The organism is Isoptericola sp. NPDC058082 (assembly GCF_042885055.1).
Classification (GTDB): Bacteria; Actinomycetota; Actinomycetes; order Actinomycetales; family Cellulomonadaceae; genus Isoptericola.
Map to the genome: position 1 here is coordinate 52,604 of NZ_JBHVSQ010000014.1, position 26,312 is coordinate 78,915.

Here is a 26,312-nt window from a genome sequence, read left to right on the forward strand (position 1 = left end):
CCCGCAACCTACGTCAGGGGCGGAGGGCGGCGCGCTCGGCCCGCAGGTTGCGTCCCGCGGCGTCGGCCCACCGGGACACGGCTGCGGGCGAGCGGTACAGCCTCGGCAGCCCGGCGAGCTGGTCCAGGACGGCGGCCCGCCCGGCGCGGAACGCGTCGTCGGGCACGTGGCCGTACTCGGCGCGGACCTGGGCCGCGTAGCGCGCGTACCGGCCGGGCTCGGCGCCGAGGACGGCGAGGTCCGCGTCGCTGACCAGGGCGCCCGTGGCGTCCGCCGTCACGGGGTCGTGGGCCGTGGTCACCAGCACGAGCCGGGCGACCTCGGCGACGTCGCTCTCCCCGAGCGCGCGACCCGTGCCCGCCGGCCGGACGGCGCCCGTCAGCGGGCCGAGCGCCGCGCCGACCAGCGCCGCCGACCGTTCCTCGTCCCGGCCCGCCTCGCCGTCGTGCACCGCGTCGTGGAACCACAGCGCGGCCGCCGCGTGCCAGCGCGAGCCGGGCGCCCCGTCGGCGACGAGGAGGTCCAGGGCGTCGAGGGAGTCGGCCAGGTGCAGGCGCGAGTGGTACACCCGGTGCGGCTCGCGCCAGCGGCCCACGAGGTCGGTCCCGACGTCGTGCGCCGCGGCGGGCGCGGCCCGCGCGCCGTCGCCCGGCTCCCACAGCGTCGCCCACCGGGCGAGCAGCTCGTCGTGGGACGCGCGCCGCCGCTCGTGCCCGGGCACCCGCAGGACGGAGCCGGCGAGGCGGCGGGACAGCTCGCCGCCGGTCACGGGCACGGCCCCGGCGGCCACCAGGGCGTCGTGGCGCTCGGCGGGGACGTCGTAGTGGTCGAGGTCGAAGGCCCGGTCGCCCACGCCCTGGGCGCGCGCGAACGAGCGGAGCTCGTGCAGCGACGTGTCCGAGACCAGGTGCGACCAGAGGGTGCCGTGCGCCGGCCAGGCGGGCGGGTCGAGCAGGAGCGTCATCGCCGCACCCGCCGGACGGTCAGGGCGCCGGGGACGTCGAGCCGGTCGCCGAGGTCCTCGCCCCGCGCGAACGCGCCCCACACGGCACGCACCCGCCGCGCGGAGCGCTGGAGGTCGTCCCACGACGCTCCGTCCGTGAGCGCCGCCGTCGCCCACGCCTTCTCGTCGCCGAACAGCAGCGGCAGGTCGACCGTGTGCGCGGCGCCCCACGGGTTGCCCGGCGCGCCCCACGTCACGACGTACCGGTAGGCGGTGCCGCCGGCCGCCGCGTGCCGGGCCGCGAACCGGCGCGCGGGCCGCCCGTAGACCGCCGCGGTGACGGCGGCGACCATTGCGCGTCGCATCCCCGGCCCGACGACGGGCAGCGCGGCGAGCCGGCGGACCGCGGGGATCCGGCGGACGAACAGCCGCGCCTCCTCGGCCGTGCTCCCGACGAGCAGCGCGACCTGCGGCGCGGCGGCGTCCCAGGCGGCGTCGACCTCGTCCTCGGGCGGCAGCGGGTCGTGACCGTACTGGGTGCCGAACGGCATCGCGGCGCGCAGGCCGGCCCCCGTCGCCGCCCGGGCGACCCGCGCCTCCGCCGCCACGACGTCCGCCACGGGCGTCCGGGGCGAGATGCCCGCGGCCGCGCGCGCCATGGCGGCGTTCATCCGTGCCCGTCCGCGGGAGATGCCGAGCGGCGCGCTCTGCACGATCGCGCGGGAGACCAGGGCGGCCGCGGCGGGCACGGCCAGGAGGTGCGCCACCGCGTCGCCGCCGGCGGACTGCCCGAACACCGTGACCCGCCCCGGGTCGCCGCCGAACGCGGCGATGTTGCGGTGCACCCAGCGCAGCGCCTCGAGCTGGTCGAGCAGCCCCAGGTTCGCGGGCCGCTCGGGGCCGCCGTCGCCGAGGTAGCCGAGCAGGCCGAGCCGGTAGGTGACGGACACGACGACGACCCGCTGCTCGGCGACCAACGGCCGCGGGTCCATGATCGGCAGGTCGCCCGCGCCGGAGGTGTACGAGCCGCCGTGGATCCACACCATGACGGGCAGCCGGTCGTCGGGGCGCACGTCGGCGGGCAGGTCGGCGGGCATCGTCACGGACAGGCGCTGGCAGTGCTCGTCGCCCGGGACGCCGGCCCCCGGCGCCCCCAGCACCTCGTCGAGGAACGGGACCGGCGCCTGCGGGCAGGCGGGCGACCACTGCGTCGCCTCGTACGGTGCGACGCGATCGGGGACCGGCACGGGCCGCTCGAACCGGTCCGCGCGGGCGTACGGGATGCCGGTGGCCCGGACGACGTCGTCGTCCGCCCAGCCGTCGACCGGTCCGCAGGGAGGCGTGAAGCGCAGCATCGCGGTCGAGACTAACCCCGGCGGGTGGCGCCGTCGTCGTCGTGGGGCTGGTCGTCGGGCAGGTCGTGGGGCAGGTGGTCGGGCAGGTCGTCGATGGCACGCCGCACCTCGCCGACGATCCGTGCCATCGCGGCCTCGGCGGCGTCGGGGTCGTGCTCGGCCACTGCCCGGGCGACGGCCTCGTGCTGGTCGAGCGCCTCGGGCGCGGGGGAGGGCGGCATGAGGCCGAGGTGCGTCCGCCCGGCGAGGACCTCGGCGACGACGTCGGCCAGGGGGCCGAACATCTCGTTGCCGCTGGAGCGCAGCAGCAGCTCGTGCATGCGGACGTCGAGGGCGAGGAACTCGGTGAGGTCGCCCGCCTCGCCGAGGGTGCGCATCCGGCGGGCGAGGTCCACGAGCTCGCCCCGCACCTGCGGGGTGGCGTGGCGGGCGGCGCCGGCGGCGGCGAGCGGCTCGACCGCGTGCCGCAGCTCGGTGAGGCTCCGCAGCTGCGCGTCCCGGCCGGGGCCCTGCAGCCGCCAGCGGATGACGCGCGGGTCGAGCACGTTCCAGTCCTCCATGCCGAGCACCACGAGGCCGACCCGGCGCCGCGAGCGCACCATCCCGAGGCCCTCGAGCATCCGCATCACCTCGCGCGCCACGGTCCGCGAGACCCCGTGCTCGGCGCCGATCCCGTCGAGCGTGAGGGGGCTGCCCGCGGGGACGTCGCCGCTGGTGATCGCGCGGCCGAGCGCGTCGAGCACTCCGGCGTGCAGGGACGGTGACGACATGGGCGGAGCCTATCGACGTCCGGTCGGCCGAGCGATTGGTGTGACCAGTCTTGTCAAAGGTAGTACCAATGAGGCATCCTCGGACGACGCGGTGACGCAGCAGTCGCCGCGGGGCCCGCCCCGGCGGGTCGCCGACCGAACAGGGAAGTCGAGATGGACACTGTCGTCATGGACGCCACCGGTGACGCGCGGGCCGCGAGCGCGCCGCGGCCGCCGGTCGCCGGGCACCTCGTCGTGATGGGCGTCGCCGGCTCGGGCAAGACCACGATCGCCGGGCTCCTCGCCGCGCGCCTCGGCCTCGACGTCGCCGAGGCCGACGAGTTCCACCCCCAGGCCAACATCGAGAAGATGTCGGCGGGCACGCCCCTCACCGACGCCGACCGCGCCCCCTGGCTCGCCGCCATCCGCGACTGGCTGACCGGCGAGACCGACGCCGGCAGGTCCGCCGTCGTCACCTGCTCGGCGCTCAAGCGCACCTACCGCGACGTGCTGCGCGGCGCGCACGGCCGGGTGCGGTTCGTCCACCTCGACGGCAGCCCCGAGCTCCTCGCCGACCGCATGGCGCACCGCAGCGGGCACTTCATGCCCCCGGCGCTCCTGCCGTCCCAGCTCGCCACGCTCGAGCCGCTCAGCGGCGACGAGGACGGCATCCGGATCGACGTCGCCGCGGCGCCCGAGCAGATCGTCGACTCCGTGCTCGCCTGGCTCGCCGACCGGGCCTGAGCCACCGGCCCGACTCACCGGCCCGACGCACCGGAGCCACGCGCTCCCGCCGGCCGGACCGGCACGCACCTCACCACCACCCGTACGACCGTCGACGAGGACCTCGCCATGCCCACAGACGACTGGACCCAGACCCTCACGGCCGGGCCGCTGCTCGCCATCGCCGCGGGAGCCGTCGCGCTCCTGCTCCTGCTCATCATCAAGGTGCGCCTGCACGCGTTCCTCGCGCTCGTGCTGGTCAGCGTGCTCACCGCGGTGGCGGCGGGCCTGCCCAGCGGCGGCATCCTGGACGTGCTGCTGGACGGCTTCGGCTCCACGCTGGCGTCGGTCGCCCTGCTCGTCGGGCTCGGCGCGATGCTGGGGCGGCTGATCGAGACCAGCGGCGGCGCCAAGGTGATGACCGACGTGCTCATCGCGCGGTTCGGAGAGAAGCGTGCCCCGCTCGCCCTCGGCGTGGCCTCGCTGATCTTCGGCTTCCCGATCTTCTTCGACGCCGGCCTCGTGGTGATGCTGCCGATCGTCTTCGCGGTGGCGCACCGCCTCGGCGGCTCGCTGCTCCTCTACGGCCTGCCCGTGGCCGGCGCGTTCTCGGTGATGCACGTCTTCGTGCCGCCGCACCCGGGCCCGGTCGCCGCGTCCGAGTTCCTCGGCGCGAACGTCGGCATGGTCCTGCTCCTCGGGCTGATCATCGCGATCCCCACCTGGTACGTCACGGCCTACCTCTTCGGCCGGTTCGCCGGCCGGCGCTTCGAGCTCCCCGTGCCCGCGATCCTCGGCCGTGCGGACGCGGTGCAGATCGCGAACCCGCCGCGCTTCGGCACGGTCGTCGGCATCCTCCTGCTCCCGCTCGTGCTGATCTTCGCCAACACCGGGCTGGAGACCGCGGTCTCCGCGGGCTGGGTCGCCGCCGAGAGCCCGGTAGTGACCTGGGCGGGCGTCGTGGGCTCCACGCCGGTCGCGCTGCTGGTCTCCGTCCTCGTGGCGGCCTGGGCGCTCGGTCGTCGCCGGGGCGTCGAGGGCACCGTGCTCGAGCAGACGCTCGACTCCGCGCTGGGGCCCGTCTGCTCCGTCATCCTCATCACCGGCGCCGGCGGCATGTTCGGCGGCGTGCTGCGGTCGTCCGGCATCGGTGACGCGCTCGCCGACGTCCTCGCCGACCTGGGGCTCCCCGTCATCGTCGCCGGGTTCGTCATCTCGGCCGTGCTGCGGGTCGCGCAGGGCTCCGCCACGGTGGCGCTCACGACGGCAGCCGGGCTCATCGCGCCGGCCGTCGCCGCCGGCGGGTTCAGCCAGCTCGCGACCGCCGCGATCGTCGTCGCCGTGGCGGCCGGCTCCGTGGTGCTCAGCCACGTCAACGACTCGGGGTTCTGGCTCGTGGGCCGGTTCTTCGACATGGACGTGAAGACCACGCTGCGCACGTGGACCGTCATGGAGACGGCGATCGGCGTCATGGGCTTCGGGATCGCCTGCGTGGCGTTCGCGCTGGCCTGAGGCGCGCGCGCCGCGGCCGGCGTCAGCCCGCCGTGACCGACGACGAGGGACGCAGGTGCTCGACCGCCTCCACGCACTGCCGGGCGATGGCGAGCTCCTCCATCGTCGGGATCACCATCACCAGCGTGGACGTCCAGTCGGGGGAGATGATGCGCTCCCCGCCGGCCCGCGCGGTGTTGCGGGCCGGGTCGACGGCGATGCCCATGCCCTCGAGCCCCTCGCAGACGGCGGCGCGGACGGCGGTGTCGTTCTCGCCCACCCCCGCGGTGAACGCGATGACGTCCACCCGCCCCAGCAGGGCGGCGTAGGCGCCCACGTACTTCTTCAGGCGGTGGACGTAGACGTCGAACGCGAGCGAGGCCGCCTCGTCGCCGTCGTCGATGAGACGCCGGAGCTCGCGGAAGTCGTTCACGCCCGACAGGCCCAGCATCCCCGAGCGCTTGTTGAGCAGCGTGTCGAGCTCGTCGATGCCCATCTCGGCGTTCCGCGCCAGGTGGAAGACGACGGCCGGGTCGATGTCGCCCGACCGCGTGCCCATGACCAGGCCCTCCAGCGGCGTCAGCCCCATGGAGGTGTCGATGGGGACGCCACCCGCCACCGCCGACGCGGACGCCCCGTTGCCCAGGTGCAGCACGATCGTGTGCAGGTCCTGCACGCGGCGGCCCAGCACCCGCGCCACCTTGCCCGCCACGTACTGGTGGCTGGTGCCGTGGAAGCCGTACCGGCGCACGTCGTACTCCTGCGCCACCTGGCGGTCGATCGCGTACGTGTACGCCTCGGCGGGCAGGGCGGAGAAGAACGCCGTGTCGAAGACGGCGACGTGCGGCACGTCGGACAGCAGCTCGCGCGCCACCCGGATGCCCTGCACGTTGGCCGGGTTGTGCAGCGGCGCGAGCGGCACCAGGGCGTCGATGCGCGCCACGACGTCGTCGTCCACCACGACCGGGCCCGAGAACTCCGCACCGCCGTGCACCACCCGGTGCCCGACGGCGTAGATGCCGGCGTCCGCCAGGCGCGGGCCGATCTCGTCGAACAGGCCGAGCGCGATCCGCAGCGCCTCCCCGTGGTCGGGCACCTCGAGCTCGCGGCGGGTCTTGTTGCCCGCGAACGTGTGCGTGACGATGCCGGACGGCTCGCCGATCCGCTCGATCGTGCCGGCGGCGATCGCCTCCCCGCCCACGGGGTTGACCAGCTGGTACTTGAGCGACGACGAGCCCGAGTTGAGCACCAGCACGGAGCCGTGCGCCCCGTACGCGCTGTACGGGGTGGGCCGCTCGGCCTCGGGGACGATGCTCATGCGGTGGCCTCCTGTGCCTGTGCCCCGAACGACTGGGCCTGGATCGCCGTGATGGCGACGGTGTTGACGATGTCCGCGACCAGCGCGCCCCGCGACAGGTCGTTGACCGGCTTGTTCAGGCCCTGCAGCACGGGGCCGACGGCGACGGCCCCGGCCGAGCGCTGCACGGCCTTGTAGGTGTTGTTGCCGGTGTTGAGGTCCGGGAAGACGAACACCGTCGCCTGCCCGGCCACCGCCGACTCCGGCAGCTTCGACTTCGCGACCGACGCGTCCACGGCGGCGTCGTACTGGATGGGGCCCTCCACCGACAGGTCGGGGCGGCGCTCGCGGACCAGCCCGGTCGCGGTGCGCACCTTGTCGACGTCCGCGCCCGAGCCGGACGTGCCCGTCGAGTAGGACAGCATCGCGACCTTCGGGTCGACGCCGAACTGCGCCGCCGTCGCGGACGACGAGATGGCGATGTCCGCGAGCTGCTCCGCGGTCGGGTCGGGGATCACGGCGCAGTCGCCGTACACCAGCACGCGGTCCTGCAGGCACATGAGGAACACCGACGACACCACGGAGACGCCCGGCTGCGTCTTGACGATCTCGAACGACGGCCGGATGGTGTGCGCCGTCGTGTGCGCGGCGCCCGACACCATGCCGTCCGCGAGGCCGAGGTGCACCATCATCGTGCCGAAGTACGACACGTCGGTGACGATCTCCTTGGCCCGCTCCACCGTCATGCCCTTGTGCGCCCGGAGCCTCGCGTACTCGGCGCTGAACCTCTCGACGTGCTCGGGGTCGGTGGGGGACAGGACGGTGGCGGCGGCGATGTCGAGGCCCAGCTCGGCCGCCCGGGCGCGGATCGACGTCTCGTCGCCCAGGATCACGAGGTCCGCGATCCCGCGGGCCAGCACGGTCGACGCGGCGCGCAGGATGCGGTCGTCGTCCCCTTCGGGCAGCACGACGCGGCGCCGGTCGCCGCGCGCCCGCTCGATGAGCTCGTACTCGAACATCAGCGGCGTGACGACGCGCGTGCGCGGCAGGTCGAGGCGGGCCAGCAGCTCCGCGCCGTCCACGTGCTGCTCGAACAGGGCGCGCGCGACGTCGATCTTGCGCGTCGAGGCGACCGTGACGTAGCCGTGCGTCTCCGCGGCGCGGCGGGCCGCCTGGAACGTGTCGAGCGCGGTCGCGACCACCGGCACGCGCGGCCCGAGCGCCGACAGCAGCTGCGCGATCGCGCCGCGCGGCACGTACCCGCCGGTGAGCACGATGCCCGCCAGGGAGGGGAACGTGGCGGCGGAGTGCGCCGACAGCAGCCCGAGCAGCACGTCGGAGCGGTCGCCGGGGAGGATGACGACCGCGCCGTCGGAGAGGTGGTCGAGCACGTGCTCGAACGACATCGCCCCGACGATCACCTCCAGCGCCTCTCGGCCCAGCAGGTCGGCGTCGCCGAGCATGAGCCTGCCCTGCACCGCCTCGGTCAGGCGGCCGACCGTCGGCGCGTGCAGGAACGGCTCCTCGGGGATGGTCCACACCGGCAGGTCCGCGTCGCCGACCACCGCCGTGGTCGCCGCCGCGAGCACCGCCGGGGTGCACCGGTTCACGACGACGCCCACCGGCTGCGCGTGGTTCGCGCGCAGCTCGGACAGGCTGAGGCGCACCAGGGCGCGCACGTCCTCCGGCGAGCGCTCGCGGCCCGAGGCCACGAGCAGCACCGGGGCGCCCAGGTTGGCCGCCACGCGCGCGTTGAACGCCAGCTCCGTGGCGCCCGCGACGTCCGTGTAGTCCGTGCCGACCACGACGACGGCGTCGCACCGCTCCGCGACCGCGTGGTAGCGGTCGAGGATGCGGGCGAGCGCGGCCTCCGGGTCCGCGTGCACGTCGTCGTAGGTGACGCCGACCGCGTCCTCGTAGGACAGGTCCACGCCGTCGTGCGCGAGCAGCATCTCCAGCACGTGGTCGCGCGGGGCGTCGCCCCCCGCGTCCGACGCCGGCGGCGACGGCACGCGGGAGACGGCCCGGAACACCCCGACGCGGGAGACCTGCCGGACCAGGAGGTCCAGCACGCCCAGCGCGACCGTCGACTTGCCGGTCTCGCCCTCGGGGGAGGCGATGTAGATCGAGCGGGTCGAGCCGGTCACGCGGCGTCCCCTGTCATTCGTGCGTCCCCTGTCATTCGTTGTCGCCGCCCGTCGCCGCCGCGGCGTCGTACTGGGGTCCGCCGTTCTCGGTGCCCGTCTCGCCGACGTCCGGCCACACCCAGTCGCGCACCTCGGGGATGTCCTCGCCGTGCTCGCGGGTGTACTGCCGGGCCGCGAGTCGGGCGTCGACCATCTCCTGCCGCAGGCCCGCGTACCGCGAGCGCAGGGCCGGCACCCGGTCGATGACGTCCACGACGAGGTGGTACCGGTCGATGTCGTTGAGCATCGCCATGTCGAAGGGCGTCGTCGTGGTGCCCTCCTCCTTGTACCCGCGCACGTGGATGTTGGCGTGGTTGGTGCGCCGGTACGTGAGGCGGTGGATGAGCCACGGGTAGCCGTGGTAGTTGAAGATCACCGGCTTGTCGGCGGTGAACAGCGTGTCGAAGTCCTTGTCGGACAGGCCGTGCGGGTGCTCCTTCTCGTCCTGCAGCCGCATGAGGTCGACGACGTTGACCACGCGGACCTTGAGGTCGGGGACGCGGTGGCGCAGGATGTCGGCCGCCGCGAGCACCTCGAGGGTGGGCACGTCGCCCGCCGCGCCGAGCACGACGTCCGGGTCCTCGCCCTCGACCTCGGTGCCCGCCCACTCCCAGATGCCCAGGCCGCGGGTGCAGTGCGCCACCGCCTGCTCCATCGTGAGGAACTGCGGCGCCGGCTGCTTGCCCGCGACGACGACGTTCACGTACTGGCGCGAGCGCAGGCAGTGGTCGTAGGTGCTCAGCAGGGTGTTCGCGTCCGGCGGCAGGTACACCCGGACGATCTCGGCCTTCTTGTTCACGACGTGGTCGATGAAGCCCGGGTCCTGGTGGCTGAAGCCGTTGTGGTCCTGGCGCCACACGTGGCTGGAGAGCAGGTAGTTGAGGCTCGCGATCGGCCGCCGCCACGGGATGTGGTTGGTGACCTTGAGCCACTTGGCGTGCTGGTTGAACATCGAGTCGACGATGTGGATGAACGCCTCGTAGCTGGTGAACAGGCCGTGCCGCCCGGTGAGCAGGTAGCCCTCCAGCCAGCCCTGGCACTGGTGCTCGCTCAGCTGCTCCATCACCCGGCCGGCGCGGACCAGGTGCTCGTCGACCTCCGGCGAGAAGTACTCGGCGTTCCACTGCTTGCCGGTGACGTCGAACGTGGCCTGCAGGCGGTTGGACGCCGTCTCGTCCGGGCCGAAGATCCGGAAGTTGTCCGGGTTGCGGCGGATCACCTCGGTGAGGAACTGGCCCAGCACGCGCGGCGCCTCCACCGCGCCGGCACCCGGCGCGGAGACGTCGACGCCGAAGTCGCGGAAGTCGGGCAGCCGCAGGTCGCGCAGCAGCACGCCGCCGTTCGCGTGCGGGTTGGCGCTCATGCGCAGCTCGCCGGGCGGGGCCAGCTCGCGGATGTCGTCGAGGATGCGGCCGTCGTCGTCGAAGAGCTCCTCGGCCCGGTACGACTTGAGCCACGTCTCCAGCACCTGGAGGTGCTCGGGCGTGTCCCGGGCGCTCGCGAGCGGCACCTGGTGCGCCCGCCACGAGCCCACCGTCTTCTTGCCGTCGATGTACTCCGGGCCCGTCCAGCCCTTCGGCGTGCGGAACACGATCATCGGCCACGCCGGGCGCGCCATGTCCACACCCTCGACGGCGGCCTGCGCCTTGATCGCGGCGATCTCGTCGAGCACCTCGTCCAGCACCGCGGCGAAGCGGCGGTGGATCGACTCGTGCGACTCGTCGGTGCCGTCGGCCACCTCGAACCAGTGCGGCTTGTGCCCGTACCCGACCATGAGCGACTCGAGCTCGTCGCGGCCGATGCGGTCGAGGATCGTGGGGTTCGCGATCTTGTACCCGTTGAGGTGCAGGATCGGCAGCACGACGCCGTCCTGCGCGGGGTTGAGCAGCTTGTTCGAGTGCCAGCTCGTGGCGAGCGGGCCGGTCTCGGCCTCGCCGTCGCCCACGACCGCCGCCACCAGCAGGTCCGGGTTGTCGAAGACCGCGCCGTAGGCGTGCGAGAGGGCGTAGCCCAGCTCGCCGCCCTCGTGGATGGAACCGGGCGTCTCCGGGGCGACGTGGCTCGGGATGCCGCCAGGGAACGAGAACTGGCGGAACAGGCGGCGCACGCCGTCGGTGTCCTCGGTGATGTCCGAGTAGAGCTCGGAGTACGTGCCGTCGAGGTACGTGCTCGCGACGAGGCCGGGGCCACCGTGGCCGGGGCCGGCGACGTAGACCGTGGACTGCTCGCGCTCCTTGATCGCCCGGTTGAGGTGGGCGTACAGGAAGTTCAGGCCCGGCGTCGTGCCCCAGTGGCCCAGCAGGCGCGGCTTGACGTGGTCGCGGGTGAGGGGCTCGCGCAGCAGCGGGTTGTCGAGCAGGTAGATCTGACCGACCGACAGGTAGTTCGCCGCCCGCCACCACCGGTCGATCCGTTCGATCGTCTCGGCCGTGAGCTCGGTACCGGCGCCCGCGCGCCATGGCGTGGGGCTGACGGTCGGGGTGGTCGTGGTGCTCATCACACGCTCCTGGGGCTCGGGGGAAGACCGGCGCCTTCATTCCACCGCACCCGGTGCCCGAATGCAGCACGACCGGCGAGGTCAGAGCGCGTGACGTCGATCTGGCGGGGTGTCAGATGATCCGGCGCACGGATTCCCGGGCCGGGCCCCGGGCCGATTACGGTGGTGCCGTGCCCAGCCCCCAGCCCGCCCGCAGGTCGTTCTGGGCGGTGGCCCTCCAGCCCCGCATGATCGGGATCCTGCTCCTCTTCCTGCTCGCCGCCGCCGTGTGCGGCCGGCTCGGCGTGTGGCAGCTCGACCGCGCCTACCAGCGCGCCGAGCTCGCCGCCCAGCAGGAGGCGGCCGAGCAGGCCTCGCACGGCCCGGAGGCGCTGGGCACCCTGCTCCCGCCGCAGACGTCGTTCCCCGGCGAGCTGGTCGGCACCGAGGCGTGGGTCACGGGGGAGTACGAGGCCGAGGGACAGATGCTCGTCGCCGGGCGCGCGCTGGACGGCCGCACCGGCTACCTGGTGCTCACCCCGCTGCGCGTCACCGACGACGGCACGGGCGGGTCCTCGTGGGCGGACCTGTCGGGGCCGCCGGTCCTGCCGGTCGTGCGGGGCTGGGTGGACTCGCCCACCCCGGACGCCGCGGCGCTCGACGTCCCGGACGGCGACGTGCGCGTCACCGGGTGGGTGCAGGCGTCGGAGTCCGTGCAGGAGGGCGGCGAGCCGCTGCCCGACGACCCGGACGGCCCGCCGCTCACCGACTCGATCTCCACCGGCGCACTGGTGAACACCTGGGGCGGGCCGATCTACTCCGGCTACATGGTGCTCACGACGTCCGACCCCGCGCAGGCGACCGCCGCCGAGGGCGGTCCCGCGCCGCTGCCGCGGCCCGTGCTCGAGGGCAGCGACGGCGTCAACCTGCAGAACCTGTTCTACGCGCTGCAGTGGTGGGTGTTCGGGCTCTTCGCCGTGCTGCTGTGGGTCCGGCTCGTGCGCGACGAGGCGGCCGGGACGAGGCGCGGCAGCACGCACGACGACTCCGACGACCCGGTGGGCACCGGCATCGCGGGGCTGCCCGGCTAGACGACCGGCAGGTCTCGCAAGAGCCGGGCGGGCCTCCTGTGCCACGCTGACCGGATGACGGCCATCGACCTCAAGCGCGAGCCGCGGCTGCACTACCGCGCCACGACGACGCCGGCCCTGGTCACGCTGCCGCCCCGCCCCTTCCTCATGGTGGACGGCGAGGGCGACCCGAACACGGCACCGGCCTACCGCGAGGCGGTCGAGACGCTGTACCCGCTCGCGTACGCCCTGCGGGCGGCGGTCAAGGAGGCCACGGGCGACGCGTACACCGTCATGCCGCTCGAGGGCCTGTGGTGGGCCGACGACATGAGCCGGTTCAGCGTGGACGCCAAGGACGAGTGGCGCTGGACGCTGATGATCAGCCTCCCGGACGCCGTCGAGCACGTGGACGCGGCCGAGGTGACATCCCGTGCCGTGGCGGCGAAGCAGCCCCCGGCGGGCGACCGCGTCCGCCTGGAGCGCTACGACGAGGGCGACGCCGCCCAGGTGCTGCACCGCGGCCCGTTCGCCACCGAGCCCGCGACCATCGAGCGGCTGCACGCGTTCGTCGAGGCCGAGGGGCGGGCGCTGGGCGGCCTGCACCACGAGATCTATCTGTCCGACCTGCGCCGCACGGCCCCCGAGAAGCTGCGCACGCTGATCCGCCAGCCCGTCGCGCCGAGGTAGTCCCTCGCGCCGCGAGGTAGCACCACCTCGGCGAGAGGCGGACTACCCCGCGCTCACTCGTGCTGCCAGCTGTGCCAGAGCCTGGCGTAGTCCCCGCCGGCGGCGACGAGGTCGTCGTGCGGGCCGATCTCGGTGATGCGGCCGCCGTCGACGACGGCGACGCGGTCGGCGTCGTGCGCGGTGTGCAGGCGGTGCGCGATGGCGACCACCGTGCGACCGGTGAGCACGGCGTTGAGCGACCGCTCCAGGTGGCGGGCGGCGCGCGGGTCGAGCAGCGACGTCGCCTCGTCGAGGACGAGCGTGTGCGGGTCGAGCAGCACCAGCCGCGCGAGCGCGACCTGCTGCGCCTGGGCCGGCGTGAGCGTGTGCCCGCCGGACCCGACGGCCGTCTCCAGCCCGTCCGGCAGGTCCGCGGCCCACGACGCGGCGTCGACCGCGCCGAGCGCGCCCCACAGCGCGTCGTCGGTGGCCGACGTGTCGGCCAGCCGCAGGTTCTCGGCCAGCGACCCGACGAACACGTGGTGCTCCTGGGTGACCAGCGCGACGTGGTGGCGCAGGTCCTCCAGCGGCAGCTCGACGAGCGGCACGTCGCCCACGGTGACCGACCCGCCGGTGGGCGGGTGGATGCCCGCGAGCATGCGGCCCAGCGTGGACTTGCCCGCGCCGGACGGCCCGACGACGGCCAGCCGTTCGCCCGGCGCGAGGTCGAGGTCGATGCCGTGCAGCACGTCGTGGCCCTCGCGGTACGCGTACCGCACGGACCGGGCCCGCACCTCCTCCGACGTCGGCACGGCGGTGCCGGCCGTGCGGTCCGGGCCGACCAGGCCGACGCCGACGACGCGCGCCAGCGCGACGGCCGCGACCTGCAGCTCGTCGAGCCAGAACACGAGGTCGAACACCGGGCCGCCCATCTGGTGGCCGTACATCGCGATGGTCGCGACGGTGCCCACCGTGGTGAGGTCCTGCGACACGAGCCAGCCGCCCCAGAGGATGACGACGATCGGCGCGATCGCGACCGCCGCGTCCAGGGCCGGGATGAGCCGCAGCCGCAGGCCCAGGGTGTAGGACTCGGCGTCGAACGCCTCGCGCAGGTCGCGGTCGATGCGCCGGCGGATCCGGGCGCCGAGGTGCAGGGCGTCGGTGGTGCGGGCGCCCTCGACGGCCTCGGTGATGGAGCCGTTGATCGTCGCGTACGCGGCGGACTCGCGCAGGTAGCCCGGCGTCGCGCGCCGGAGGTACCAGCGCGTGGCCACGACGATCAGCGGGACGCCGGTGAGCAGCCCGACCGCCACGAGCGGGCTCGCGAGGAACGACGCGACCAGCGTGAGCACGATCGTCACGACGCACACGAGCACCCGCGGCACGCCGAACCGCACGGCGTGCTGCAGCTTGTTGACGTCGTTGGTGGTGCGCGCGACGAGGTCGCCGGTGCCCGCCTTCTCCACCGTGGACAGCGGCAGCCGCGTCACGGCGTCCATGAACTCCTCGCGCAGGTCCGCGAAGACGCGCTCGCCGAAGACCATGGACAGCCGCTGCGCGTACCGCGTGATCACGGCCTGCGCGACGACGGCGCCGAGGAGCACCAGCGCGAGGGTGTCGACCGCGGAGAGCGTGGTGCCGTCGGCGACCTCGTCGATGATCCGGCCCAGCAGGAACGGGCCCGCCAGGCCGGCCAGCGCGGCGAGGGTGTGCAGCACGGCGACGCCGCCGAGCTGGCCGCGGTGGCGCCGGAACAGGCGGCCCACCGTGCGGTTCACCTCGGCGCGGTCGGCGATGGGCAGCAGGTTCGGGTTCACGGTGCCGGCCCCGGGGGTCGCGGCGGCGGGGGCGCTCATCGCGCGGCTCCTTCCAGGTCGGTGTCGGTGATCTCGTCGGCGTCGGCGTCGTCGTCCTCCGCCATGCTGCGGCCGACGACGGCGCGGTACGCGGCGCCGTGGGCGTCGCGGCGGGCGAGCAGCTCGGCGTGCGTGCCGGACGCGGCGACCGTGGCGTCGTCGTCGAGCAGCACGACCTCGTCCAGGTGGTCGAGCACGAGCGGGCTGGCGGTGACGACGAGCGTCGTGCGGCCGCGGCGCACCTCGGCGACCCGCTCCGCGATCCGCGCCTCGGTGTGGGCGTCCACCGCGCTGGTGGGCTCCACGAGCACGAGGATCTCCGGCTCGGTGAGCAGGGCCCGCGCCAGGGCGACGCGCTGCCGCTGGCCGCCCGACAGGGAGCGGCCCTTCTCGGGCAGGTCGCCGGCGAGGCCGCCGGGCACGCTGTCGAGCACGTCGTGCGCGTCCGCGGTGACCATCGCGGCCAGGAGGTCGGCCTCGGTGGCGCGGCCGCGGGCGTCGAGCGCCTCGCCGAGCACGCCCGAGAACAGGTGCGGCGTCGCCTCGGAGACCACGACGCGGCGGCGCAGCACCTCCTTGTCGAGGTCGGCCAGCGGCACGCCGCCGAGCCGGACCGGCGTGCCGGCCTCGGCCTCGTCGTCGAGCCGCCCGAGCCGCGTCGCGATGCGCGCGGAGGCGTCCGGGTCGGCGCTGACCAGCCCGAGCACGCGGCCCTCGCGCAGCACGAGGCCGCTCGCCTCGTCGGCGAGGTCGGCGCCGGCGGCCGGCGCGTCCGTGGGCGTCGAGGTCGAGGGCGTCGCCTCGGTGACGCGCAGCACGTCGAGGATCTTGCGCGAGGAGATGACGGCGCGGATCACCATCTGCAGCATCTGCGTGGCCATCTGCACCGGCCACGCGAGGAAGGCCGCGTAGCCGTAGAACGTCACGAGCTGGCCGCTGGTGATCTCGCCGCGGACGGCGGCCCGGGCGCCGAGCCACAGCACCAGCGCGGCGAGCAGGCCGGGCAGCAGCACCTGCAGCCCGTCGAGCACCGACTGGAGCACCGCGACGCGCACGCCCTGGTGCCGCACCTCCTGCGACTGGCGCGCGTAGCGGGCCGCGAACTCGTCCTCGCCGCCGATGCCGCGCAGGATGCGCAGGCCCGAGACGGTGTCCGCACCGAGCGACGTGAGCCGTCCCGTGGCCTCGCGCTGCGTCGTCTGGCGCGACTGCAGCGGCTTGACCAGCAGGCCGAGCACGGCCGCCACCGCCGGGATGCCGAGCGCCAGCACCAGGCCGAGCTGGACGTGCTGGGAGAGCATGATCGCCACGACGACCACGTACGCGATCACGCCGCCCGTGAACCGGCCGGCCATGGAGAACATGTCGCCCACGCGCAAGGCGTCGTTGGCGACGGCGGAGACGACCTCGCCGGTGGGCAGCTTGCGCGTGATCGCGTGCCCGGCGCGCGAGGCCTTGTAGCCCACGAGCTGGGAGAACGACAGCGACGCCCGCACCCAGTTCTCGACGTCCCAGATGTGGTTGAAGATGCCCGCGACGACGATGACGGCGGCGGCGGCGAGCATCGCCCCGCACCAGGCGAACAGCGGGCCGTCGAAGCCCTGCGACAGCCCCTCGTCGATGGCACGACCGATGAGCAGCGGGGCCGCGGCGGACGCGAGCATCGCCACCACGCCCGCCACCAGGGACTTCGCGAGCACGTCGCGCTGGCGCCACCCCTGCCAGGCCAGGAGCCGGGCGGGGGACGTCAGGGGAGGGTTGCCCACGTCGGGCAGGGGGAGGGGTCGCACGGTGATCCAGCCTACGAACGGCCGCCGACACGGGGCCACGGATTAACCACGGCGTCCTCGGGTCCGACCGGCCCGGGTCCGCGCCTACGATGCTGGGGTGAGCACGCCGCAGCAGACCCCCGCCCCGCAGCCCTCGTCGTCGCCCGCCGGCGGCGCCAGCCAGGCCCAGGCCGAGGCCGCCATCCGCAAGGCTCGCGGAGCCCTCAAGCGCTACCGGTTCATGGCGATCCTCACCGGTGTGATGCTGCTGATCCTGTGCGTCGAGATGTTCTTCAAGTACGTGGTGCCGGTCGAGCTCGTCGTCGACTACATGGGCTGGGTGCCGTTCGCGCACGGCTGGATCTACGTGGTCTACCTCGTCACGGTGCTCGACCTGTGGTCGAAGATGCGCTGGGGCTTCGGGCGACTCGCCACGATGGTGTTCGCGGGCGTCGTGCCGGTGATGTCGTTCATCCTCGAGAAGCGCGTGCACGCCGACGCCGACGCGAAGCTCGGTGCGCTCGAGGAGCGGTACGCGGCATGACGTCGCTCGCCCCGTCTCCGTCGTTGGCACCCCTGGTCGCGCCCGGCCCGGAGCTGGACGCCGCGCACCTCGCCCGGTACGCCCGGCACCTGCCGCTGCCGGGCGTCGGCCCGGAGGGGCAGCGCCGGCTGGCCGCCGCGCGGGTGCTCGTCGTCGGGGCGGGCGGCCTGGGCAGCCCGGCCCTCCAGTACCTCGCGGCCGCCGGGGTGGGCACCCTCGGCGTCGTGGACGACGACGTCGTGGACGTCTCCAACCTGCAGCGCCAGGTGGTGCACGGCACGGCCGACGTCGGCCGGCCCAAGGTGGAGTCGGCGCGCGACCGGATCGCCGACCTCGCGCCCGACGTCGAGGTGGTGGCCCACCCCGTGCGGCTCACCCCCGAGAACGTGCTCGAGATCGTCGGCGGGTACGACGTCGTGCTCGACGGCGCGGACAACTTCCCGACCCGCTACCTCGTGTCCGACGCGGCCGAGATCCTCGGTGTGCCCGTCGTGTGGGGCGCCATCCACCAGTTCGACGGCCAGGTCGCCGTCTTCTGGGGCGCGCCGGTGCTGGCCGACGGCACCGGTGAGGAGACCAGGACGCGCGGCGTCACCTACCGCGACGTCTTCCCCGTGCCCCCGCCGCCCGGCACCGTGCCCGACTGCGCCACCGGCGGCGTGCTCGGCGCGCTGTGCGGCACGGTCGGGTCGGTCATGGCCACCGAGGCGGTCAAGCTGATCACCGGTGCGGGCACCACGCTGCTCGGCCGCATCGCCGTCTACGACGCCCTCGAGCTCTCGTGGCGCCAGCTCGCCGTCCGCCCGGACCCGACCCGCGAGCCCGTCGCGGAGCTGCTCGCCGACGACGCCGCGTACGCCGCGTTCTGCGGCCTGCCCGCACCCGTGGGCGGGTCCGCCGACGCCGCGGGCTCCGGACTCGGCCCCGCCAGCATGAGCGCCGTCGACGCCGCCGCGCTCCTCGCGGGCGGCTCGCCCGTCGCGCTCGTCGACGTCCGCGAGGGCTGGGAGGTCCAGGCGCTCCCCGTCGCGGGCGCGACCGTGTCGCCGAGCGGCGCGTTCCTGGGCGGGGGAGACGCCGCCGCGTCCGCGGTCGCGGCGCTGCCCACCGACCGCCCGGTGCTCCTGGTCTGCGCCGCGGGCGCCCGCTCCGCCCGCGTGGCCGACGTCGCGCGCGCCGCCGGCGTCGATGCCCGCTCCGTCGAGGGCGGCGCCCCCGCGCTGCTCCTCGCCGTCTGACGCGAGGGAGCACGGGTCGTGCCGAGGTAGTCCGAGACTCCGCGAGGTAGTGGACCGGACCACTACCTCGGCACGGATCGGACTACCTCGGCACGGATCGGACTACCTCGGCAGGTTTCGGACTACCTCGGCAGCGTGGAGCACCGCGTCAGAGGGCGAGGTCGAGTCGACCGTCCGGGGAGGAGCTGGCCAGCGCGCCCTCACGGCGCGGGATGCGGCCGGCGCCGGCGGCGAGGCATCCGGACTCGACGGCGAGGCGCATGGCGTGCGCCATGCGGACCGGGTCGGCGGCGCGCGTGACGGCGGTCGCGAGGAGCACGCCGTCGCAGCCGAGCTCCATCGCGAGGGCGGCGTCGGACGCGGTGCCCACCCCGGCGTCGAGGATGACGGGCACGCGCGCGGCGGACGCGATCGCCTCGATGTTGCGGGGGTTGAGCACGCCCAGGCCCGTGCCGATGGGGGCGCCGAGCGGCATGACGGCCGCGCACCCGACGTCCTCGAGACGCCGCGCGAGGATCGGGTCGTCGTTCGTGTACGGCAGCACGACGAACCCGTCGCGCACCAGCCGGTCGGCGGCCTCGACGAGGCCGAGCGGGTCGGGGAGCAGGGTGACGTCGTCCGCGATCACCTCGAGCTTGACCCAGTCGGTGCCGCAGGCCTCGCGGGCGAGCTGCGCCGTGAGCACGGCCTCGGCGACCGAGAAGCAGCCGGCCGTGTTCGGCAGGGCGCGGATGCCCAGCCGCTCCAGCAGGCCCCAGATCCCGCCGTCCTCGGCGCCCGCGCCTCCCGGCCGTACCGCGACGCGGCGCATCGCCACGGTCGTGAGCCCGGTGCCCGACGCGACCAGCGCGTCCTCCAGCGTCATGAGGTTCGACGCCCCGCCCGTGCCCATGACGAGGCGCGAGCCGACCTCCGTGCCGGCGACCACGAGCGGATCGACGAGCGGGTGCGCGAGCGGGCGGGACGTGGTCTCGGCGTGCGTGCTGGTCATGCTTCCTCCGTGCTTCGTGGTCAGCCGCCCTGGACGGCGGTGACGATCTCGACCCGGTCGCCTGGCGCGATCCGGGTGCCGGCCCACAGGCCGCGGGGGACGACGGCGTCGTTCACGGCGACGGCGATGCCCTGCACCGAGCCGTCGGCGACGAACGCGGGGACGAGGGTCGCGACGACGGCCTCGACGCCGTCGCCGTGCGGTCCGTCGAGCGGGTAGGTCTCGCCGTTCACGACGGCGGTTGCGGAGGTGGACGGCGTGCTCACGGGAGGGCTCCTTCGGGGGTTGCGGGCGCGAAGCGTCGCGGGTCGGCGGCGGTGAGGGTGTCGAGCGCGTCGTCGGGCGGCGGTGTGCCGGTCAGCGCGGCGAGCACCGCGTCGGCGGTGAGCGGCGCGAGCAGCACCCCGTTGCGTCCGTGCCCGACGGCGGCCAGCAGTCCGGGCACGGCGGTGGCGCCGACCAGCGGCAGGTTGTCGGGGGTGGCCGGGCGGGCGCGCGGCGTGACGTCGACCAGCGCGGCCTCGTCGATCCCGGGCACGAGGGCGCGGGCGTCGCGCAGCAGCGCGAACACGCCGCCCGCCTCGGCGCGGCGGTCGTCCGGCCGCTCCTCGCTGGTGGCGCCGACGACGATCTCCCGGTGCCCGGGCCCGCTGCCCGGGCCGGCGCCGGTGCCCGGGCCCCGCGGCACGAGGTACACCGGCCGGTCCTGCACCGTGCCGCGCACCACGTGCTCGAGGGCGAGCCCCGGCCCGGCGTCCAGGCGCAGCGTCACGCCCTTGACGGGCCGCACCGGCACGCGCACCTCCGGCACGCCGTCGAGCAGCCCCGCGGGAGGGACAGCGCCGGCCGCGAGGACCACGGCCCCGGCGGCGTGCCGCACCCCGGCGGCGTCGTGCGCCGCGACCACCCGGCCCGCGGCGTCCCGCTCCAGGCGCACGGCGGCGCGGCGGACGACCGTGCCGCCCGGCGCGCGGGTCAGCGCCTCGAGGAGTGCCGCGTGCGTGCCCCGCGGGTCGACGGCCAGGTCGCCCTCGACGCGGGCCGCCCCGGCGAGCCGCGGCCCGAGGTACGGCTCGCGGCGCCGGGCGTCGGCCACGGAGACCTCCGCGGACGCGAGGCCCCACTCCCGGTGCAGCGCCAGCACGCGACGCAGGAGGGCGAGGTCGTCGGCGTCGTACGCGACGGCGAGCGACCCGGCACGCAGCAGCGGGACGTCGCGACCGGTCGCGGCGGCGAGGTCGGCGGCGAACGCGGGCCAGCGGGCGGCCGACGCGAGGTTGAGGCGCGCGAGGTCCCGCTCGCCGAAGTCCGCCTCGCCGACGGCCGCGAGCATCCCCGCGGCCGCGCGGGTGGCGCCGTCGCCGGGCGCCGGGTCGAGCACCGTGACGGCGAGGCCGGCGTCCGCGGCCCGCCAGGCCACCGCGAGACCGACGATCCCGCCGCCGACGACGACGACGTCGGAGGGGGTGGCGGACGGACCGGTGGACGTGGGCATGTGCGCTCCCTTCGCTGGCATGACCCAGATCAGGTTCGACGGTCGGCTCCTACGCCCTCTCAGCCCCGAGCGGGGCTCCCGTGCGCGGCCACTGTAACCCGGGCCGTGGTTACCCTGGCCGGCGTGACCACGACCCGCGCCCGGCTCGCCGACGCCCGCCTGTACCTGTGCACCGACGCCCGCGAGGACCGGGGCGACCTCGAGAACTTCCTGCACGCGGCGCTCGCGGGCGGGGTGGACGTCGTGCAGCTGCGGGACAAGACGCTCGACGTCGCGCGCGAGCTCGAGGTGCAGGCCGTGGTGGCCCGCGTCGCCGCGGAGCACGGCGCGCTCTGGGCGGTGAACGACCGGGCCGACGTCGCCGGGCTGACCGGCGCTCCCGTCGTGCACATGGGGCAGCGCGACCTGCCCGTGCCGGCGGTCCGGTCGCTGCTCGGCCCGGGCCCGGTGCTGGGTCGCTCCACCCACTCCGCCGCGCAGGCGGCCGAGGCCGAGGCCGACCCGGACGTCGACTACTTCTGCGTCGGCCCGCTGTGGGCCACGCCCACCAAGCCCGGCCGTGCGGCCGTCGGGCTCGACCTGCTGCGCGAGGTCGCCGCGACCCGCCCGACGACGCCGTGGTTCGCCATCGGCGGCATCGACGCCGAGCGGCTGGACGCCGTGCTCGACGCCGGTGCGTCGCGCGTCGTCGTCGTGCGCGCGATCACGCAGGCGCCCGACCCCGGGCGCGCCGCGCGCGAGCTGCGGGAGCGGTTGGCCTGACCGCCGACGGCCGGCGCGCCGCCGCGGTGTCGAGGTGACCTACCCCACCGCGTGACCCGTGGGACGGGCCCGGGAGCGGTACCGTCCGGCGGCTACGATGGCTCGGTGACGTCTCCCGCCACCGACACCCCCACCACCGCCGACCTGGCGCCCACGCCGCGACCGGTCCTCGTCGTCGACTTCGGCGCGCAGTACGCGCAGCTCATCGCGCGCCGCGTGCGCGAGGCCCGCGTCTACTCCGAGATCGTGCCCCACACGTTCACCACCGAGCAGATGCTCGCCAAGAACCCGGCGGCGATCATCCTCTCGGGCGGGCCGTCGTCGGTGTACGCCACGGGCGCCCCGTACGTGGACCCGGCGCTGTTCGAGGCCGGCGTGCCGGTGCTCGGCATCTGCTACGGCTTCCAGGCGATGGCGCAGGCGCTGGGCGGCACCGTCGCGCAGACGGGGCAGAGGGAGTACGGCGGCACCGAGGTCGAGGTGTGCGAGGCGGGCGTGCTGCTGGCGGGCTCCCCCGACCACCAGACCACCTGGATGAGCCACGGCGACTCCGTGCACGCCGCGCCCGAGGGCTTCCAGGTGCTCGCGACGTCGTCCGGCTCGCCGGTCGCCGCGTTCGAGGACACCGGCCGTCGCCTGTACGGCGTGCAGTGGCACCCCGAGGTGAAGCACTCGGCGCACGGCCAGGCCGTGCTGGAGAAGTTCCTGTACGAGGGCGCGGGGCTCGCGCCCGACTGGACGCCGGGCAACGTCATCGCCGACCAGGTCGCCGCGATCCGCGCGCAGATCGGCGACGCCCGCGTCATCTGCGCCCTGTCCGGCGGCGTGGACTCCGCCGTCGCCGCCGCGCTGGTGCAGCGCGCCGTCGGCGACCAGCTCACCTGCGTGCACGTGGACCACGGCTTGCTGCGCGAGGGCGAGGTCGAGCAGATCGAGCGCGACTTCGTCGCCTCCACGGGCGTGAACCTCATCATCCGCGACGAGAAGGAGCGGTTCCTGACCGCCCTCGCCGGCGTGAGCGACCCGGAGACGAAGCGCAAGATCATCGGCCGCGAGTTCATCCGCGTCTTCGAGGACGCCCAGCGCGACATCGTCGCCGAGGCGGGCGCCCACGGCGAGGAGGTCAAGTTCCTCGTGCAGGGGACGCTGTACCCGGACGTCGTGGAGTCCGGCGGCGGCGAGGGCGCGGCCAACATCAAGAGCCACCACAACGTGGGCGGCCTGCCCGACGACCTGCAGTTCGAGCTGGTCGAGCCGCTGCGCACCCTGTTCAAGGACGAGGTCCGCGCGGTGGGCCGCGAGCTCGGCGTGCCGGAGGAGATCGTCGCCCGCCAGCCGTTCCCCGGCCCGGGCCTCGGCATCCGCATCGTCGGCGAGGTCACGGCCGAGCGCCTCGAGACGCTGCGCAAGGCGGACGCCATCGCGCGCGCCGAGCTCACCAGGGCGGGCCTCGACGGCGAGATCTGGCAGTGCCCCGTCGTGCTGCTGGCCGACGTCCGCTCCGTCGGCGTGCAGGGCGACGGCCGCACCTACGGCCACCCGATCGTGCTGCGACCGGTGTCCTCCGAGGACGCCATGACCGCCGACTGGACGCGCCTGCCCTACGACGTGCTGTCCGTCATCTCCACCCGCATCACCAACGAGGTGAGCGAGGTCAACCGCGTGGTGCTCGACGTGACGAGCAAGCCGCCGGGCACCATCGAGTGGGAGTGAGGGTGGACGGCGTGGCCGGCGGGAGCCGGGACGTCGTTCGCTCGAATGATTCGCTCGTGCCTCGCTCGGCTCTCGCGAACGACGTCCCGGCTCTCGCCGGCCATGCTGCCAGGTGGCCTGTCAGGAGATCCTGAACGAGTTGGCCTTGTCGTTGAAGCCGCTGAGCAGGGCCGACTTGTCGATCCAGCCGGTGCTGGCGCCGGTCTTGCCGTTGCCGTTGTAGAGCTTCACGTCGCAGCTGTTGTAGGTCTTGACGGAGCTGATCCGGTTGGACAGCGCGGTGCCGAGGTTGGCGCCGCCCTCGTTGTCCCCGGTGCCCGACGTGCAGCCGACCTTGTACTTCGGGTTGAACACGACGACCTGGAAGCCGCCGTAGTTCTTGTTCTGGTACAGCCGTGCGACGACCAGCCCGGTCCCCGGCTTCGCGTTCTTGCAGCCGAAGGTGCCGTCGAGGACGGCACAGTAGTAGGTCGTGCTGGCGGCCTTGGCCGAGATCTTCAGGTCCTCGACCATGACCGGTGCGTCGCTGTCCACGCGCTGCACCTGGACCGGCGCCGGGTCGTCCGCAGGTGCGGCCGTCGCGGTGGGACCCGCGACCCCCAGTGCGGTGATCGCGGCGAGCCCGCCGACGACGGCGGCGAGCCGGGCGCGGACGGTGCGTCGTTGCGTCGTGATGGTCATCTTCGCTCCTCACGTCTGCCGGCGATCCCCTCGTCGCCGGTCACGGTGTGGGGGGAGCGCGCAGCGGGCGCCCTTGATACGCCCGAGCAACGACTCGCCCGTGACCTGCGGTGACGCCGCCCCGGTCAGCCGACGAGCGATGCGGCACGCGCGTAGGCGCGGTCGACGTCGGCGAGCACGCGGGGCCACGACGTCGCGAGCTCGGCGGAGCGGTTGTGGGCGATGATCGCGTCCAGCAGGGCGGGGTCGTCGGCGAGGCGGACGAGGGCGTCGGCCATCGCGGCGTCGTCGTCCACGAGGAGGGCGTCCCGGCCGTCGACCAGGCGCTCCGCGACCCCCGACTGCGACCGGCTGACGACGGCGAGGCCCGCGGCCTGGGCCTCGAGCGCCGCGATGCCGAACGCGTCCTGCACGGCCGGGGCCACGAAGACGTCGGCGCGCACGTACAGGCGCTTGAGCTCGGTCGGGGTGAGGCGGCCGACGAGCCGCACCGTGTCGGCCAGGCCGTGCTCGCGCACCCAGCGACGGGCCTCGGACAGCTGCGGTCCGTCGCCGCCGATCGTCGCGACCAGGCGCCCCGGAGCCCTCTCCACGGCCGCGGCGATCGCCTCGAGCATCGGCAGCACCCGCTTGCGGGGCGCGAACCGCGTGGCGGACACGACGTGCACCTCGCGGCCCTCGGCACGCTCGCCCCGCTCGACGCGGGGCAGCCGCCAGGCGTCGACGTCGATGCCGTTGCCCAGCACGGACACGCGCTCCGCGGCGGCGCCGGGGCCCAGCCGTCGCCCGACCACGCGCCGCAGCGGGTCCGCCGTCAGCCCGCTCACCGCCGACCACTGCACCGGCCAGGCCGACCACCGGGCCACGCGGTCGAGCGCGGCGAACGCCCGCTCCCAGCCGCCCCACACGCTGTGCACCGTGAGCAGGGCGGGCAGCCCGAGCCGCGTCACGGGCCGGAGCGCCAGCTCGACCGTGGGGGCCAGGACGCCCATGTGCAGGTGCACGGCGTCCGGGCGGCGGCCGTCGGCCTCGAGCGCCTTCAGCCGCGCGCGCACGTGCGCCGTGGAGCGCGGGTGGACGGGGTAGCCGCCCGGCACGCGGGCCGCGACGCGGTGCACGACGACCCCGTCGCCGTCGGGCCGGGTGCTGATGCCGTGCTCGCCGGGCGCGCCCGGCGTCGTGGTGATGACCTCGACGTCGTGCCCGGCCTCCGCCTGCCGGCGCGCGAGCCGGGCCACCTGGGTCTCGATGCCGCCGAGCAGCGGGAGGTAGGAGTCGGAGACGTGGACGATGCGCACCGGGACATCCTGCCACCGCCCCCGGCGCGACCACCTGCGGGTTCACCGAGCCGGAGACGGTCGGGAGCGCTACCGTGCGAGGAGCGAGACCTCCAGCCATGCATCACGGCACACACCTGAGGAGAGGTGCGACATGTCGAGCACGGTCACCGTTCATCCGACCAAGGGCGTCCGCGGGATCGGCCTGGTCACCATCATCGCCGGCATCGTCATGATCGTCGCCGGCCTGGGCGTGTGGGTCGTCGTGTCCCAGACGCTCGCCGACGAGCAGATCACCGTCTCGGACGACGCGGCCATGTTCGCCGGTCAGAAGGTCTCCGGGCCTTTCACCGCCTACGCGCAGGCCGAGGTGATCAACAAGCACGCGCTCGAGGCGTCCGGCGGGCAGACGTATGCCGAGCTCGCCCAGGACGACCCGACGCGGGACACCGTGATGAACGCGTCGTTCCTGCGCGCGTCGCTGTTCACGTCCGTGGTGGCGTTCGGCGTCTGCGCCCTCGTCATCGGCCTGGGCATCGTGTTCATCCTGCTCGGGAGCGCGCTACGCAAGCTCGCGGGCGGGCCGCAGGTGGTGATCGACTCGCCCTCGCTGACGTCCGAGGGCGGCTTGTCGCACGCCGCGCACCGCGCCGACCCCGGGGAGCCGGAGCGGCCGAGCGCCCCGACGACGCCCGCGCCGCCGCCCGAGCGGCCGAGCACGCGCACGGCTCCCGAGGCGCCCTCCACCGGGACGTCGACAAGCCCGTCGACACCTCCCTCGACACCTCCGTCGACCTCGCCGCCCGCGTCTCCCTCGACGCGGCCCGAGAACCCGCCGGCGGCACCCCCTGCCGGGGGCAGCGGGTCGCCGTCGGCCTGAGGTCCGACCAGCACGACGACCAGCACGACGACGCGGGGGTGAGAAATACGGCCGCCAGCGCGCCGTCGCGCGGTTCAGCCGAAGAGTTGCGCGGAGCGACCCCGGCGGATAGCGCTGACAACAAAGCCCACACTCCCACTTCGTACCGCG

General features: G+C 74.8%; 22 protein-coding genes and 1 riboswitch. Of the genes, 9 read left to right on the plus strand and 13 right to left on the minus strand.

The features are described from left to right. Nucleotides 1–13: 13 nt before the first annotated feature. From ACFVS0_RS17080 to ACFVS0_RS17090, 3 genes are read right to left on the minus strand one after another with little or no spacing between them, the layout of a single operon-like run. Nucleotides 14–964 (minus strand): DUF4031 domain-containing protein, encoded by a 951-nt coding sequence (locus ACFVS0_RS17080; RefSeq protein ID WP_430588615.1) that lies wholly within the window; start codon nt 962–964, stop codon nt 14–16. Beyond that, entirely contained in the window at nt 961–2,298 is a 1,338-nt protein-coding gene (locus ACFVS0_RS17085; protein WP_430588616.1) for a carboxylesterase family protein, read from the minus strand. Before ACFVS0_RS17085 ends, ACFVS0_RS17080 begins: the two co-directional genes overlap by 4 nt. An 11-nt stretch (nt 2,299–2,309) precedes the next feature. Next, nucleotides 2,310–3,068 carry a FadR/GntR family transcriptional regulator gene (locus ACFVS0_RS17090; RefSeq protein ID WP_430588617.1) on the minus strand — a complete coding sequence of 253 codons (759 nt, stop codon included), beginning with the start codon at nt 3,066–3,068 and terminating at the stop codon, nt 2,310–2,312. 153 nt (nt 3,069–3,221) lie between these two features. Between ACFVS0_RS17090 and ACFVS0_RS17095 the strand changes: the two genes are divergently transcribed. Together ACFVS0_RS17095 and ACFVS0_RS17100 are read left to right on the plus strand one after the other, a co-directional pair. Then, on the plus strand, nt 3,222–3,791 hold the full coding sequence (locus ACFVS0_RS17095) for a gluconokinase (protein ID WP_430588618.1): 570 nt from the start codon (nt 3,222–3,224) through the stop codon (nt 3,789–3,791). Between the two features lie 108 nt (nt 3,792–3,899). Beyond that, nucleotides 3,900–5,282: a GntP family permease gene (locus ACFVS0_RS17100; RefSeq protein ID WP_430550432.1), complete on the plus strand. Its 1,383-nt coding sequence runs from the start codon at nt 3,900–3,902 to the stop codon at nt 5,280–5,282. Nucleotides 5,283–5,304: 22 nt separating this feature from the next. Here ACFVS0_RS17100 and ACFVS0_RS17105 read toward each other — a convergent pair whose 3' ends face one another. The 3 genes from ACFVS0_RS17105 to ACFVS0_RS17115 are packed head-to-tail and all read right to left on the minus strand — an operon-like array spanning nt 5,305 to nt 11,241. Further along, on the minus strand, nt 5,305–6,579 hold the full coding sequence (locus tag ACFVS0_RS17105; RefSeq protein WP_430564571.1) for an acetate/propionate family kinase: 1,275 nt from the start codon (nt 6,577–6,579) through the stop codon (nt 5,305–5,307). Continuing rightward, on the minus strand, nt 6,576–8,705 hold the full coding sequence (gene pta / locus ACFVS0_RS17110; protein ID WP_430550430.1) for a phosphate acetyltransferase: 2,130 nt from the start codon (nt 8,703–8,705) through the stop codon (nt 6,576–6,578). Before pta ends, ACFVS0_RS17105 begins: the two co-directional genes overlap by 4 nt. A 31-nt stretch (nt 8,706–8,736) precedes the next feature. Further along, nucleotides 8,737–11,241, minus strand: coding sequence for a phosphoketolase (locus ACFVS0_RS17115; protein ID WP_430550429.1), 2,505 nt, complete (start codon nt 11,239–11,241; stop codon nt 8,737–8,739). 170 nt (nt 11,242–11,411) lie between these two features. Between ACFVS0_RS17115 and ACFVS0_RS17120 the strand changes: the two genes are divergently transcribed. After that, on the plus strand, nt 11,412–12,311 hold the full coding sequence (locus tag ACFVS0_RS17120; RefSeq protein ID WP_430550428.1) for an SURF1 family protein: 900 nt from the start codon (nt 11,412–11,414) through the stop codon (nt 12,309–12,311). A 54-nt stretch (nt 12,312–12,365) separates the two neighbouring features. Beyond that, complete coding sequence (locus ACFVS0_RS17125; protein WP_430550427.1) at nt 12,366–12,977, plus strand: GyrI-like domain-containing protein; 612 nt, start codon at nt 12,366–12,368, stop codon at nt 12,975–12,977. A 53-nt stretch (nt 12,978–13,030) separates the two neighbouring features. Here ACFVS0_RS17125 and ACFVS0_RS17130 read toward each other — a convergent pair whose 3' ends face one another. Then, entirely contained in the window at nt 13,031–14,812 is a 1,782-nt protein-coding gene (locus tag ACFVS0_RS17130) for an ABC transporter ATP-binding protein (protein ID WP_430588619.1), read from the minus strand. Then, nucleotides 14,809–16,608 (minus strand): ABC transporter ATP-binding protein, encoded by a 1,800-nt coding sequence (locus tag ACFVS0_RS17135; protein ID WP_430588633.1) that lies wholly within the window; start codon nt 16,606–16,608, stop codon nt 14,809–14,811. The genes ACFVS0_RS17130 and ACFVS0_RS17135 overlap by 4 nt, the downstream gene beginning before the upstream one ends. A 91-nt stretch (nt 16,609–16,699) precedes the next feature. Between ACFVS0_RS17135 and ACFVS0_RS17140 the strand changes: the two genes are divergently transcribed. Next, complete coding sequence (locus ACFVS0_RS17140; protein ID WP_430550424.1) at nt 16,700–17,125, plus strand: DUF3817 domain-containing protein; 426 nt, start codon at nt 16,700–16,702, stop codon at nt 17,123–17,125. Then, on the plus strand, nt 17,122–18,363 hold the full coding sequence (locus ACFVS0_RS17145) for a ThiF family adenylyltransferase (protein ID WP_430586472.1): 1,242 nt from the start codon (nt 17,122–17,124) through the stop codon (nt 18,361–18,363). The genes ACFVS0_RS17140 and ACFVS0_RS17145 overlap by 4 nt, the downstream gene beginning before the upstream one ends. 148 nt (nt 18,364–18,511) lie before the next feature. On the opposite strand, the gene ACFVS0_RS17150 is transcribed toward ACFVS0_RS17145, so the two are convergent. The 3 genes from ACFVS0_RS17150 to thiO form a co-directional block, all read right to left on the minus strand. Next, entirely contained in the window at nt 18,512–19,354 is an 843-nt protein-coding gene (locus ACFVS0_RS17150) for a thiazole synthase (protein WP_430586471.1), read from the minus strand. Nucleotides 19,355–19,374: 20 nt separating this feature from the next. Beyond that, the gene (gene thiS / locus ACFVS0_RS17155) at nt 19,375–19,620 is read right to left on the minus strand and encodes a sulfur carrier protein ThiS (protein WP_430550421.1); all 246 of its coding nucleotides are present in this window, start codon (nt 19,618–19,620) and stop codon (nt 19,375–19,377) included. Continuing rightward, nucleotides 19,617–20,849, minus strand: coding sequence for a glycine oxidase ThiO (thiO, locus tag ACFVS0_RS17160; protein ID WP_430588620.1), 1,233 nt, complete (start codon nt 20,847–20,849; stop codon nt 19,617–19,619). The genes thiS and thiO overlap by 4 nt, the downstream gene beginning before the upstream one ends. Then, a riboswitch (TPP riboswitch) is annotated at nt 20,839–20,941 on the minus strand. It overlaps the preceding gene by 11 nt. A gap of 31 nt (nt 20,942–20,972) precedes the next feature. Between thiO and thiE the strand changes: the two genes are divergently transcribed. Continuing rightward, nucleotides 20,973–21,611, plus strand: a complete 639-nt coding sequence (gene thiE / locus ACFVS0_RS17165; RefSeq protein ID WP_430588621.1) for a thiamine phosphate synthase — start codon at nt 20,973–20,975, stop codon at nt 21,609–21,611. Between the two features lie 105 nt (nt 21,612–21,716). Then, entirely contained in the window at nt 21,717–23,324 is a 1,608-nt protein-coding gene (gene guaA / locus ACFVS0_RS17170) for a glutamine-hydrolyzing GMP synthase (RefSeq protein WP_430588622.1), read from the plus strand. A 120-nt stretch (nt 23,325–23,444) separates the two neighbouring features. Here guaA and ACFVS0_RS17175 read toward each other — a convergent pair whose 3' ends face one another. Together ACFVS0_RS17175 and ACFVS0_RS17180 are read right to left on the minus strand one after the other, a co-directional pair. After that, on the minus strand, nt 23,445–24,005 hold the full coding sequence (locus tag ACFVS0_RS17175) for a hypothetical protein (RefSeq protein ID WP_430550417.1): 561 nt from the start codon (nt 24,003–24,005) through the stop codon (nt 23,445–23,447). Nucleotides 24,006–24,130: 125 nt separating this feature from the next. Further along, entirely contained in the window at nt 24,131–25,303 is a 1,173-nt protein-coding gene (locus tag ACFVS0_RS17180; protein WP_430565200.1) for a glycosyltransferase family 4 protein, read from the minus strand. Nucleotides 25,304–25,436: 133 nt separating this feature from the next. On the opposite strand from ACFVS0_RS17180, the gene ACFVS0_RS17185 reads away from it, so the two are divergent. Further along, complete coding sequence (locus ACFVS0_RS17185; RefSeq protein ID WP_430588623.1) at nt 25,437–26,162, plus strand: hypothetical protein; 726 nt, start codon at nt 25,437–25,439, stop codon at nt 26,160–26,162. Nucleotides 26,163–26,312: the final 150 nt, after the last annotated feature.